9 protein-coding genes are annotated in these 13,067 nt (G+C 45.4%); 7 read left to right on the top strand and 2 right to left on the bottom strand.

Features of this window, described 5'->3' with window-relative positions; translation table 11 throughout:
- Positions 1-114 precede the first annotated feature (114 nt).
- The 7 genes from acnB to WJM94_RS15390 all read left to right on the top strand — a co-directional run bounded on the left by acnB (position 115) and on the right by WJM94_RS15390 (position 8,953).
- A complete protein-coding gene (gene acnB / locus WJM94_RS15420; protein WP_444495077.1) occupies positions 115-2,712 on the top strand; it encodes a bifunctional aconitate hydratase 2/2-methylisocitrate dehydratase in 2,598 nt (865 codons plus the stop codon).
- Between the two features lie 160 nt (positions 2,713-2,872).
- On the top strand, positions 2,873-3,247 hold the full coding sequence (locus tag WJM94_RS15415; RefSeq protein ID WP_444495076.1) for a YacL family protein: 375 nt from the start codon (positions 2,873-2,875) through the stop codon (positions 3,245-3,247).
- A 188-nt stretch (positions 3,248-3,435) separates the two neighbouring features.
- Complete coding sequence (locus WJM94_RS15410; RefSeq protein ID WP_444495075.1) at positions 3,436-3,774, top strand: P-II family nitrogen regulator; 339 nt, start codon at positions 3,436-3,438, stop codon at positions 3,772-3,774.
- A gap of 26 nt (positions 3,775-3,800) precedes the next feature.
- Complete coding sequence (locus WJM94_RS15405; RefSeq protein ID WP_444495074.1) at positions 3,801-5,030, top strand: ammonium transporter; 1,230 nt, start codon at positions 3,801-3,803, stop codon at positions 5,028-5,030.
- 152 nt (positions 5,031-5,182) lie between these two features.
- Entirely contained in the window at positions 5,183-6,196 is a 1,014-nt protein-coding gene (locus WJM94_RS15400; RefSeq protein WP_444495073.1) for a Fe(3+) ABC transporter substrate-binding protein, read from the top strand.
- Between the two features lie 100 nt (positions 6,197-6,296).
- On the top strand, positions 6,297-7,922 hold the full coding sequence (locus tag WJM94_RS15395) for an ABC transporter permease (protein WP_444495072.1): 1,626 nt from the start codon (positions 6,297-6,299) through the stop codon (positions 7,920-7,922).
- Positions 7,922-8,953, top strand: coding sequence for an ABC transporter ATP-binding protein (locus WJM94_RS15390; RefSeq protein WP_444495071.1), 1,032 nt, complete (start codon positions 7,922-7,924; stop codon positions 8,951-8,953). The genes WJM94_RS15395 and WJM94_RS15390 overlap by 1 nt, the downstream gene beginning before the upstream one ends.
- Before the next feature lie 125 nt (positions 8,954-9,078).
- Here the strand turns inward: WJM94_RS15390 and WJM94_RS15385 are convergent, their stop codons facing one another.
- Both WJM94_RS15385 and WJM94_RS15380 read right to left on the bottom strand, forming a co-directional pair.
- A complete protein-coding gene (locus tag WJM94_RS15385; RefSeq protein ID WP_444495070.1) occupies positions 9,079-10,491 on the bottom strand; it encodes a phosphoglucomutase/phosphomannomutase family protein in 1,413 nt (470 codons plus the stop codon).
- 108 nt (positions 10,492-10,599) lie between these two features.
- Positions 10,600-13,008 carry a GH36-type glycosyl hydrolase domain-containing protein gene (locus WJM94_RS15380; protein ID WP_444495069.1) on the bottom strand — a complete coding sequence of 803 codons (2,409 nt, stop codon included), beginning with the start codon at positions 13,006-13,008 and terminating at the stop codon, positions 10,600-10,602.
- Positions 13,009-13,067: the final 59 nt, after the last annotated feature.

Here is a 13,067-nt window from a genome sequence, read left to right as displayed (position 1 = left end):
AATCATTATTGAATGAAAACAAGGGCAATGGAGAGCCAAGTTTCCAAGGATGTTCACTCCTTTACTTTAAGAATAGTAATAATAGAGGAGGAACCGCAATGAGAGGAAAAAGTCGTGCTTGAAGCCTACCGTAAACACGTCGCAGAGCGTGCTGCCGAAGGAGTTGTACCTAAACCACTAGATGCTGAGCAAGTTGCAGGCCTTGTGGAGCTTCTTAAAAATCCCCCTCAAGGTGAAGAAGAGTTTCTTCTTGACCTGCTAGAGAATCGTATTCCACCAGGCGTTGATGAAGCGGCGTATGTTAAAGCTGGTTTCCTAACAGCTGTGACAAAAGGTGATGTTTCTTCTCCACTTGTAAGCCGTGAAAAAGCTGCTGAATTGCTAGGTACTATGCAAGGTGGTTACAACATCGAACCATTGGTTAATCTACTGGACGATGATGCACTTGCGTCAATTGCTGCAAAAGAGCTATCTCACACTCTACTTATGTTTGATGCTTTCTACGATGTTGAAGAGAAAGCTAAATCAGGCAATACGTTTGCACAACAAGTTCTACAATCTTGGGCTGATGCGGAATGGTTCCTGTCTAAGCCTGAGCTACAAGAAAAAATCACTCTGACTGTATTCAAGGTTACTGGTGAAACAAACACCGATGACCTGTCTCCAGCACCTGATGCTTGGTCTCGTCCTGATATCCCTGTTCACGCACTTGCAATGCTTAAAAACGAGCGTGAAGGTATCAATCCTGATCAACCAGGTAGTATTGGTCCAATCAAGCAGATCGAAGATCTTCAATCTAAAGGTCATCAGCTAGTTTACGTTGGTGACGTAGTAGGTACAGGTTCTTCACGTAAATCTGCAACTAACTCAGTACTTTGGTTCATGGGCGATGATATCCCTAACGTACCAAACAAACGTGCTGGCGGTTACGTGCTTGGTGGTAAAATTGCACCTATCTTCTTTAACACAATGGAAGACGCGGGCGCGCTACCAATCGAGGTTGACGTATCTAAGCTGAACATGGGCGATGTTATCGACGTTTACCCATTTGAAGGCAAGGTATGTAACCACGAAACTGGCGAAACTCTGGCTGAATTTAAGCTAAAAACAGACGTACTGATTGATGAAGTACGTGCTGGTGGTCGTATTCCACTGATCATCGGTCGTGGTCTGACAGACAAAGCGCGTCAATCTCTAGGTCTAGAGTCGTCAGCTATCTTCCGTAAGCCAGGTGATGTTGCTGACTCAGGCAAAGGTTACTCGCTTGCACAGAAGATGGTTGGTAAAGCTTGTGGCGTAGAAGGCGTACGTCCAGGTACTTACTGTGAGCCTAAGATGACAACAGTAGGTTCTCAGGATACAACCGGTCCGATGACTCGTGATGAGCTTAAAGATCTTGCGTGTCTGGGCTTCTCTGCAGACCTAGTAATGCAGTCTTTCTGTCATACATCTGCATACCCTAAACCAGTTGACGTGAACACTCATCACACTCTACCTGATTTCATCATGAACCGTGGTGGTGTTTCTCTACGTCCAGGTGACGGTGTTATCCACTCATGGCTAAACCGTATGCTTCTGCCTGATACTGTAGGTACAGGTGGTGACTCGCATACTCGTTTCCCTCTGGGTATTTCATTCCCGGCAGGTTCTGGTCTGGTTGCATTCGCAGCGGCAACAGGTGTTATGCCACTGGATATGCCAGAATCAATCCTGGTTCGCTTTAAAGGTGAAATGCAACCGGGTATCACACTACGTGACCTGGTACATGCGATCCCTTACTACGCGATCAAACAAGGTCTGTTGACAGTAGAGAAAGCAGGTAAGATCAACGAATTCTCTGGTCGCGTACTAGAGATTGAAGGTGTTGAGCACTTAACGGTTGAGCAAGCGTTTGAACTTTCAGATGCTTCGGCAGAGCGTTCAGCGGCAGGTTGTACAGTTAAACTGTCTCAAGCGTCGATCGAAGAGTACCTGAACTCGAACATCACCATGCTTAAGTGGATGATCTCTGAAGGTTACGGTGACCGTCGTACTATCGAGCGTCGTATTACTGCGATGCAAGAGTGGTTGGCTAACCCTGAGCTGATGGAAGCGGATGCGGATGCGGAATACGCGCACGTAATCGAGATTGACCTGGCGGAAATCAACGAGCCAATTCTATGTGCTCCAAACGATCCAGATGATGCGCGTCTACTATCTGAAGTACAAGGTACTGAAATCGATGAAGTATTCATCGGTTCATGTATGACTAACATCGGTCACTTCCGTGCTGCAGGTAAACTGCTTGAGCAATGGGGTGGTCAGCTAAGCACGCGTCTATGGGTGGCTCCGCCAACTAAGATGGACCGTGACCAGCTAACGGAAGAAGGTTACTACGGTATCTACGGTCGTGCAGGTGTACGTATCGAAACTCCGGGATGTTCTCTATGTATGGGTAACCAAGCTCGCGTAGCAGACAAAGCGACAGTGATGTCTACATCAACGCGTAACTTCCCGAACCGTCTGGGTACGGGTGCTAACGTTTACCTTTCTTCAGCAGAACTAGCGGCAGTAGGTGCAATCCTGGGTCGTATCCCAACTAAGGAAGAGTACCTAGAGTACGCAGCGAAGATCAACGCAACAGCGGCTGACACATATCGCTACCTAAACTTCCATAAGATGGATCAGTACACTAAGAAAGCAGACACGGTTATCTTCCAAGAGCCTGCATAATTAGCGAAATGCACCAATAGAAAGCACCTCAGAAGAGGTGCTTTTTTTATGCCCCAAAACAGTCTCTGACTTGCTTTTAGAGGTGCGTTTTCAAGTCATTTTGGGATCCATGCTTAATTAGGTATACTCCGCACCAAATTGATACGAAAAGGCAATCTCAATGGAATTTGAATTCATCCGCAATACGTTGATGGGCGAGTACTACGTAAAATGCAGTATGGGGCATGAGATTGTAGGGCGCTGGCTGCAAGAGGAAATTGGTAAAGACCCTGCCAAAATGCGTCAGGTTGAAGCGCTAATCGAAGCTTCTTTTTCTTCGCCTTCTCAAGAGCATACTTTAACTGGCACAGAAATTAGCATTATGGTTCATGGTGATGAAGTTCTGGTGCAGGAGAATACTCTGGCACAGGGATATGAGGAGTCGATAGATTTAGATAATGAATTTGATTTCTACGACTCAGAAAGTACTGCCAGTTGTGGCATAGAGGACTTTGTATCTCTTATAGAGCAATGGAAAGATTTCTTGAACATTTGATGCACAGTTTTGGGTAATGAACTGGCAATTGCCTTGTTTTTGGGAAGCGAGCGCACCGTAATGGTGCGCTCTTTTTATTTGTATCGATAAAATTAGTTGTTAGTATTTTAAAATCAATTACTTAAAAACTTGGCACGCAGATTGGATTAGAGGAAGTGTTTCAGGATGAATGCTTCGGAGAGAATTTAATGAAAATAATCAATGCCATTATTAAGCCGTTTAAGTTAGACGATGTTCGTGAAGCGCTAGCTGACGTCGGCATCGAAGGGATGACAGTATCAGAAGTTAAAGGTTTTGGCCGCCAAAAAGGTCACACGGAATTGTACCGTGGCGCAGAATATCAGGTTGATTTTCTGCCAAAAGTGAAAATAGAAATTGCAACCCATGCCGATAATGTGGATCGCGTGGTGGAAGCAATCACGAAAGCGGCGCAAACCGGAAAAATCGGCGATGGCAAGATTTTTGTTTATGACCTGAGTCATGCTGTGCGTATCCGTACTGGTGAAATGGACGCAGAAGCACTTTAAGTATTTCAAGGGATTGGAGAATTATTATGGAATTAGCAACAACTGTAACGGAGTTACGTTACGCATTTGACACCTTTTTCTTCCTCATTTCTGGTGCGTTGGTAATGTGGATGGCAGCGGGCTTTGCGATGCTTGAAGCAGGTCTAGTACGCTCGAAAAATACAACAGAAATTTTAACCAAAAACTTTTGCTTGTACGCGATTGCATGTACTACTTACTTAGTTGTTGGTTACAACATCATGTACGTTGGTAACGGTGAAGGCGGTTGGTTACCATCATTCGGTGGTTTGATTGGTTCACAAAGTGAAGGCGCAGACCATTCACTAGAATCAGATTTCTTCTTCCAAGTGGTATTTGTTGCAACAGCGATGTCTGTTGTGTCAGGTGCGGTTGCTGAGCGTATGAAGTTATGGTCATTCCTAGTCTTCTCTGCAATCCTGACGGCATTTATCTACCCAATTGAAGGTTACTGGACTTGGGGCGGTGGTTTCCTTTCTGAAGCTGGTTTCAGTGACTTTGCTGGTTCAGGTATTGTTCACTTGGCAGGTGCATCTGCAGCTCTAGCTGGCGTACTGCTACTGGGTGCTCGTAAAGGTAAATACGGCAAAAATGGTGAAATCCACCCAATCCCAGGTTCAAACATGCCTCTAGCAACACTAGGTACGTTCATTCTATGGTTTGGTTGGTTCGGCTTTAACGGCGGTTCTCAGCTAATGGTTTCAGACTTCGAGAACGCAACTGCAGTTGGTCAAATCTTCCTAAACACCAATGCAGCAGCAGCAGCAGGTTCAATTGCAGCACTGTTTGTATGTAAGACTACGTGGGGCAAAGCTGACCTTACTATGATCCTAAACGGTGCGTTGGCTGGTTTGGTTGCTATCACGGCGGATCCTCTATCACCATCACCACTATACGCAGTTGCTATCGGCGCAGTAGCTGGTGCACTAGTAGTATTCAGCATCATCGGCCTAGACAAGCTTAAGATTGATGATCCAGTGGGTGCGATTTCAGTTCACGGTGTGTGTGGCTTATTTGGCCTAATGGTAGTGCCTCTAAGCAACGGTGATGCATCGTTTGGTTCTCAGCTTCTTGGTGCGGCAGTTATCTTTGCTTGGGTATTTGGTGCAAGCCTAGTTGTTTGGGGTATCTTGAAAGCAACGGTTGGTATCCGAGTAAGCGAAGAAGAAGAGATGGAAGGCATGGATATGCACGATTGTGGCGTAGGTGCTTACCCAGAATTCGTTACATCAAAATAAGATTTACCATGTAGCATATTGTTACACTTCACATAATCAAAAACCTGCTCGTAGTAGCAGGTTTTTTTGTATTGGTCGTTGTTTTACTATTGAAGATACATATAATAACGCAACTGATAAACGTTATCATTAGCATGGTAAAGGATTAAACAATGAAAAATCTGTTCGCTCTTTCAGCGCTAACTTGCGCAATTTTGGCTCCTACAGCAATGGCTGCTGAAGAAGTAAACGTCTACTCTTACCGTCAACCTTTCCTGGTTGAACCTATGTTTAACGAGTTTACTAAAGAGACTGGCATTAAAGTAAACGTAAAATTCGCGAAAACAGGTATCGCTGAAAAACTGGCACAGGAAGGCGAGTACAGTCCAGCAGACGTACTACTGACAACAGATATCAGCCGCCTAGCTGAACTAACGAATAAAGGTCTTGTTCAGAAAGTAGATAGCGAAATCATCGAACAGAACGTACCAGCTCAATACCAAGACAAAGAGAATGAGTGGTTTGCACTGACACTACGTACTCGCAGTGTGTACTCTTCTCGCGACCGTGTTGGCAAACTAGGTACAGACTTTAACTATGCTGATCTGACTAAGCCAGAATACAAAGGTAAAATTTGTACTCGTAGCGGTAAGCACCCTTACAACGTATCTCTAGTTGCATCTATGATCGCTCATCAAGGTGAAGCGGAAACTAAACAGTGGCTAGAAGGCGTGAAAGCTAACTTGGCTCGTAAGCCTCAAGGTAACGACCGTGACCAAGTGAAAGCAATCAAAGAAGGTCTATGTGACGTTTCTCTTGGTAATAGTTACTACCTTGGCAACATGATCAATGACAAAGAGCAGAAAGCTTGGGCTGATGCGGTTTACATTAACTTCCCTAGCCAGGAAACGACGGGCACACACGTAAACATCTCTGGTATGGCGATGGCGAAGTATGCACCAAACAAAGAAAACGCGCTTAAGCTGATGGAATTCTTAACTGGTGATACAGCACAGAAAATGTACGCAGAAGTGAATTTCGAATACCCAGTAAAAGAAGGCGTTAAGCGTTCTGCCCTTGTGGAATCTTGGGGTGACTTTAAAGCGGACACTCTTTCTCTAGATGAAATCGCATCTCATCATGAAGAAGCGATCAAGCTAATAGATGAAGTCAAATTTGACCTTTAATCCCTAGTGGGGGTATAACAGTACCCCCATTTGATTAAAGGATATGAGATGTATTTGCAACCGCATTTATGTTTCATGCAGCCTTGCAGTAAATTAGGCAATGAAAGATAAACACTCTCCATGGAAAACCAGCAGTGGGGTTATAACTCTGTTCCTGGTTTTGCCGATCTTAGCGATCTTCTACACCGCGATTGGTGAAACGGATGAACTGTTTGCGCATTTAATGGCAACAGTAATGCCGACCTACATCTATAACACGGTCACACTGGCTATTGGTGTGATGGTGTTGTCTCTAATTTTTGGTATCCCGTGTGCCTGGCTGATGGCCATGTGCAAACTACCCACCGAGAAGTGGTTGCAGTGGGCTCTGGTTTTACCCTTAGCGATGCCGGGTTACATTATTGGATACATATTCACCGATTGGTTCGACTTTGCAGGACCTATTCAGGTTTTCTTGCGTGATATCACGGGATGGGGTGTGAGGGAATATTGGTTCCCTGATATTCGAACTCTGGCCGGTGCAACATTTGTTCTTTCTCTTGTTCTCTATCCGTATGTGTATCTCCTTTGTCGGGCTGCATTTATGGAGCAGAATGTCTCGTTGCTGCAAAGTGCGCGTCTGCTGAAGTGTTCGCCTTGGGAAAGTTTTTGGCGGATATCTCTGCCTTTAGTGCGCCCTTCGATAGCGGTAGCCTTATCACTTGTCGCGATGGAAACCATTGGTGACTTTGGCACCGTCAGTTATTTTGCCGTCAATACCCTAACCACTGCGGTTTACGATACCTGGCTCGGATACTCAAATCTTAATGCCGCCGCTAAAATTTCGGCAATGATGCTGGTGATTATCGTATTGCTACTGAGTACCGAACGTTACAGCCGAAGAAAACAAAAGCTCTTCCAAAGTCAGTTCAACAGCCATGAAGATTTTCGTTATGAGCTGACTGGCTGGAAAAAATGGGTTGCGCTGGCATGGTGTTGGGGTCTGGTTGCCGTAGCGTTTATTATTCCATTAATACAATTGATTGATTATTCGATTACCTACTTTGCGAAAAGCTGGACGCCTGAGTTCCGTGAGTACGCGTGGAACAGTTTGGTCGTTTCTGTCATCGCTGCTTTCATCGGTGTTGCCGTCGCTTTAGTGGTGAACTTTACTTACCGAGTCAATGGTAACCGGATATCGTTGGCATTTATGCGCTTATCTTCAATGGGATATGCTGTTCCAGGTACAGTACTGGCGATTGGTGTGATGGTTGCCGTGCTGTTTATGGATCATAGAGTCAATGATATTGCAAAAGCGATGGAATGGGGCAGGCCGGGACTGATTTTTTCGGGCTCAATGTTCGCTGTGATCTTTGCCATGGTGGTGCGTTTCTCCGCCGTTGCAATTGGCAGTGTCGAGAGTAACTTAAATAAAATCTCGCCTTCATTGGATATGGCGTCACGTACCATGGGCTGCACACCTAATGCCATGTTGTGGCGGGTTCATTTCCCGTTGGTAAAACGTGGTGCCTTAATTGCTGCTCTGCTGATGTTTATCGAATCAATGAAAGAGCTCAATGCCTCACTGCTGTTGCGTCCATTTAATTTTGAAACATTGGCAACTTACGTTTATAACTTTGCCTCTGATGAAAAATTAGAGTTGGCAGCTTTACCAGCCGTGCTGTTGGTTCTTGTTGGCTTAATCCCGCTTATTGTTGTTAACCGTTCACTGGAGCAAAATCACTGATGAGTTGCGCATTATCAATTAAAAACCTGACCTGTCAGTACGATGCCCAAACTGTTTTAGAGTCGCTGTCACTTGAGGTTGAGCAAGGTCAGATTGTTTGTCTGTTAGGTGCTAGTGGTTGCGGTAAAACAACATTGCTCAAAGCGGTTGCGGGGTTGCTTCCCTTATCTTCGGGCACAATGAGCCTCAATGGCGTGACCATTGATGATGGAGAAAACTGGCTACCACCAGAGCAGCGTAACATTGGTATGATTTTCCAAGATTATGCGTTATTTCCACATCTCACAGTGGCTGAGAATATCGCATTTGGCTTAAAGCATGAAACCGCCCAGCAGAAGCTTTTGAAAGTGGAAGAGATGTTAGGCTTAGTGCATCTCAAAGGCTATGGTGATCGTTACCCGCATCAGCTGTCCGGTGGTCAACAGCAGCGTGTTGCGATTGCGCGTTCACTGGCTTATAAACCAGATTTGCTATTGCTGGACGAGCCGTTTTCTAACATTGATACCCAAGTACGACACGAGTTGATTCGTGAGATACGTAAGATCTTCAAACAGCAGGGCGTAACCGCGATTTTCGTTACGCATAGCCGTGAAGAAGCCTTTGCTTTTGCCGATAAAATGGCCGTGATGAACAATGGTGTCATTGAGCAATACGGTACGGCCTCAGAGTTGTATTACCAACCTTCCAGTAAGTTCGTTGCTGATTTTCTAGGTGGTGGTAGTTATCTTGCTGCAACCAGAGTTTCTGAGAGTGAATTCGAGACCCACTTAGGGGTGGTAGAAGCGAGCGCGCAACAGGATATTAAATATCAGGCCGATTGTTCTTTGTTGCTGCGTCCACAGCACGTGCAAATTCAAGCGGATGAAGACAGTGCAGTGAAGGTATTAGAGCAGCACTTTATGGGGGATCACTGTCGATATGTGATTGACGTTAATGGTGATCGCCTATTAGCAACATCAACCGAAGCTTTAAATGTTGGTGATAGTGTTGCTGTTAGAGTGGAGACTCAGGGCGTTCTGGCATTTGCTTAGTCTTATTATTCCTTAGAAGTAAAAAAGCCCGGCAGTACTGCCGGGCAAGTGTTCCTCGTCTTTAGCTTAACTTAATCAAAATGCTTCAGTTTTAGCCGATGTGCTTGAAGTGGGCACAAGACCAGTTATAAAGATAAAAAATCTTTAAACTGTTGAAGAACACGTTCCGCAGTGTCTTTGTCTTGCATCTCTGCAAAAATTCGTAGCAGCGGCTCAGTGCCTGAGAAGCGAGCGATGATCCAACCGCCATTCTTGAAATAAACTTTTGCACCGTCTTCGTAGCTGACTTTTTCAATCTCAAACTCGAACGCTGGCAATTGTTTTTCAACATAAATCTTGTTGAACAGCACTTCTTTCTGAGCAGGTTTGAATTTGCAGTCCCCTTCAGCCATATAGGCATAGCCATACTTACCGTAGATTTCATCGAGAAGCTCGGAGAGTTTCTTACCAGTAACGGAAATCATCTCGACCAACAGGCTGGAAGCAAACACGCCATCTTTGCCTTTGATGTGACCACGGATAGTCAAACCGCCAGAGCTTTCACCACCGATCAGCGAGTCATCGGCTTCCATTTGTGAACTGATGTGCTTAAAGCCGACTGGTACTTCAAAGCATTTTTCTCCGTGATCTTCAGCGATTTTGTCCAGCAGATGTGTGGTTGCGATGTTTCGTACTACGGAGCCTTTCCAGCCTTTGTATTTCAGTAAGTAGTAGTACAACAAGATGAGCACTTCGTTCGGATGAATGAAGTTACCTTTTTCATCAATAATACCCAAACGGTCTGCATCACCATCGGTACCAATACCAATGTCATAACCTTGCTGGGCGACGAGGTGCATCAGTCGATAAAGCGTTGCAGCACTAGGTGATGGCATCAAGCCACCAAAATCCGGGTTTTTACCGTCGTTGATTACATCGACTTCACAGCGGCCATTAATCAACACTGTTTGTAGGGCATTTTTTGCCACACCAAACATTGGATCGATAAGTACGCGAAGGTTTGCCTTTTTGATCGCCTCAATGTCGACAAAGTTGATGATTGAATCAACGAATTCGTTCATCGGATTAATGATTTGAATTAACCGATCTTCTACAGCTTGGTCAAAGTCGACGTATTGCACATCTTGTTCTGTGATCGTAGCGATCTGAGATTCGATTTTCTGTGTGATGATTTCATCTGCATCACGGCCGCCCTCGATAAAAACTTTGATCCCGTTATAGTCTGCAGGGTTGTGTGAAGCGGTAATACAAGCTGAGTATGCGCAGTTCATCTCTCTCGCTTTGAACATGACGATAGGAGTAGGAACAAACTTATCAATGAAGTTGACAACTATACCGTTTGCAGCTAAAACCTCTGCAAACCAACGACCAGCCTTGTCGGAAAGAAATCGGCGGTCATAGCCAATCACAAAGCCACGCTCTGCCACTGACTCCGCGTTGGTGATGTTTGCAACTGCCTGAGCAACCAAACGTACATTCTCTTTAGTGAACTCTTCACCAATAAATGCACGCCAGCCACCTGTACCAAATTTGATCATGATTTGATCCTCAGTAAGGGCGGCAATGCACCGCGCCTTAAACTTTTACTAGCGAACCCACTGCACTGACTCAAAGTGTCCAAGTGCAGTGGACTTTTTATAAAGGGATTAACCCAAAGTAACGATCACTTCGTTTACTGAACCTTCAGCTTGTACTGGAACTGACTTACCAGTAACAGCTTCACCGTTGACTGTAATCGACGTCACGCCTTTGCTGACTGAATCTGGGTTGATCACTTTGATGTGGTAAGTTGCACCAAGCCATTGGCGAGTGACTTCAAACCCAGGCCAGTTAGTAGGGATACATGGATCGATAGTCAGACCATCGAAACCAGTACGCACGCCAAGAATGAAGTTGGTGACCGCAAAGTAAGCCCACCCCGATGTACCAGTTAGCCACGGGTGGTTTGCGCGCCCATGATCCTGATGGTCACGGCCCATGATGAACTGAACATATGAGTAAGGTTCTGCGACACGTTTTTCAATGATATCGTTTTGGTTGTATGGGTTTAGAGCATCGTAGAACTTCATTGCTCGGTCACCACGGCCGAGTTTTGCTTCTGCAACCCAGGCCCATGGATTTGGATGTGAGAAGATTGCGCCGTTTTCTTTCACACCTTGGTATACGCGAGTAACGAAGCCAATGTCATCGTTTGGTGTTGCGAATGAAGGCGAGTTTAGGTGTAAGCCGTATTCAGAGAATAAGTTCTCATCCACTGCGTCCATCGCTTTTTCACCACGCTCCTGAGAAACCGCGCCAGACAGTACCGCGAGAGTGTTTGACTCAAGGTGTACGCGACCTTCTTTCTGCTGCGCTGTACCGATTTTGTCTCCGTTCTTTGTCAGACCACGAATGTACCAGCCGCCTTCATCGTCCCAAAGGTGCGTTTCACACGCTTCGCGAACGTTGGCTGCCATTTCAGTGTATTTCGCTACGTCTGCGTCTTTGCCCAGGAATTTCGCCAGATCGATGAATTCTTGCAGGGCCCAGAAGTGTAAGAAAGACACCATTGAAGACTCACCACCACCTAGGTTTAGGCAGTCGTTCCAGTCTGCACGCAGACCTTTACAGATGCCAGTTTGACCTACGTATTCTGCAGAGAAGTCTAATGCGGCTTTCATGTGCTCATAAACAGTCGCGTCGCCTCCATCTGCGTAAGGAATCATTTCGTCGAAGAAACTGTGCTCACCCGTCTCCATTACGTATTTACAGATCGTTGGTACGAGCCATAGATGGTCATCAGAACAGGTGTCCTCAATGCCGTGGATCTTATCTTCGTCAGAAGGCGTTGGAACCACTGTCGGTGACTTCGATGGTTTAACGTCTGCTTTCTCAGGATCAAACCAATCTGGATCGAATAGATGTAGACCGTAACCTGCTTTTACCTGACCACGCAGAAGATCAACGATACGCTTACGAGTCATTTTCGGGTTTGCATGAGGTACTGAAATCGCATCTTGCGCCGTGTCACGGTAACCAAGACCAGTACGTCCGCCAACTTCAATGAATGACGCAAAGCGAGACCAAACCACACAGGTTTCTGCTTGGTAAAGTGTCCAGGCGTTGATCATTGTATCCAGACCTTCGTTTGGCGATTTCACTTGGAACTTGCCACAACGTTCGTCCCAGTGCGCTTTGATACCCGCAAATGCATTATCTACTTCAGCTAGATCTTGATACTTCGCGCGTAGACGCTCACCGTTACCTTTACCGATACCCAGAATGTAAGCAAAACGAACTTCTTCACCTGGCTGAATAGTGAATTGTTTGTGCAAAGAGCCGCAGTGGTTGTAACAAGTTTGCGCGGTGTTGAAGCACTTGCCTTGCTCAACCGCCAGTGGATTCGACTCATCACGGTACAAGCCCAGGAAGCTGTCACGTTGACCATCGTATGAATCTGGATCGAATGTAGAAGCCAGATAGTAAAAGCCTTCAAAATCGTTGGTATTGTAATAAAGGTCGTATTCAATCACACCATCTTTGTATGCCGTGCCTGCCGAGTACAAAGACATTTGATGGTTCTGGTTATCCGACTGAATGTGGCTGAATGAGAACTCGACAAATGAGAATGCACTGATAGTGCGTGGTTTGTCTGAGGTATTTTTAATTACCACATCCCAAACTTCTGCATCTTCACCCTTTGGTACGAACAACGTTTTTGTTGCCGTGATGCCACTGTATTCACACTTAAATTTAGAGTAAGACAGACCGTGACGAACTTCATAATTTGCTTCGTCGAGGCTCTTTGCTACTGGCTGCCATGAGATTGACCAGTAGTCACCTGTTTCATCATCACGAAGGTAAACATAGTGTCCTGGGCGATCGAATGTCGTATTTGGGCGAAACTTAGTAACACGGTTGTATTCTGGAGAGTTGTAGAACGAGTAGCCACCAGCGTTGTGTGAAATAACCGTACAAAACTTTTCAGTCCCCAGGTAATTAGTCCAAGGTGCTGGTACATCTGGGCGAGTAATGACGTATTCACGATTCTCGTTATCGAAATAGCCGTATTTCATTTTGTGTATTTCCTTTTTACAAAGCTGCATTAGCAGCCAAAATTTAAAAATTCTTGAAA

This window comes from Vibrio sp. YIC-376, from assembly GCF_052353105.1.
Taxonomy (GTDB): Bacteria; Pseudomonadota; Gammaproteobacteria; order Enterobacterales; family Vibrionaceae; genus Vibrio.
This window is presented reverse-complemented; position numbering and strand designations above follow the sequence as displayed.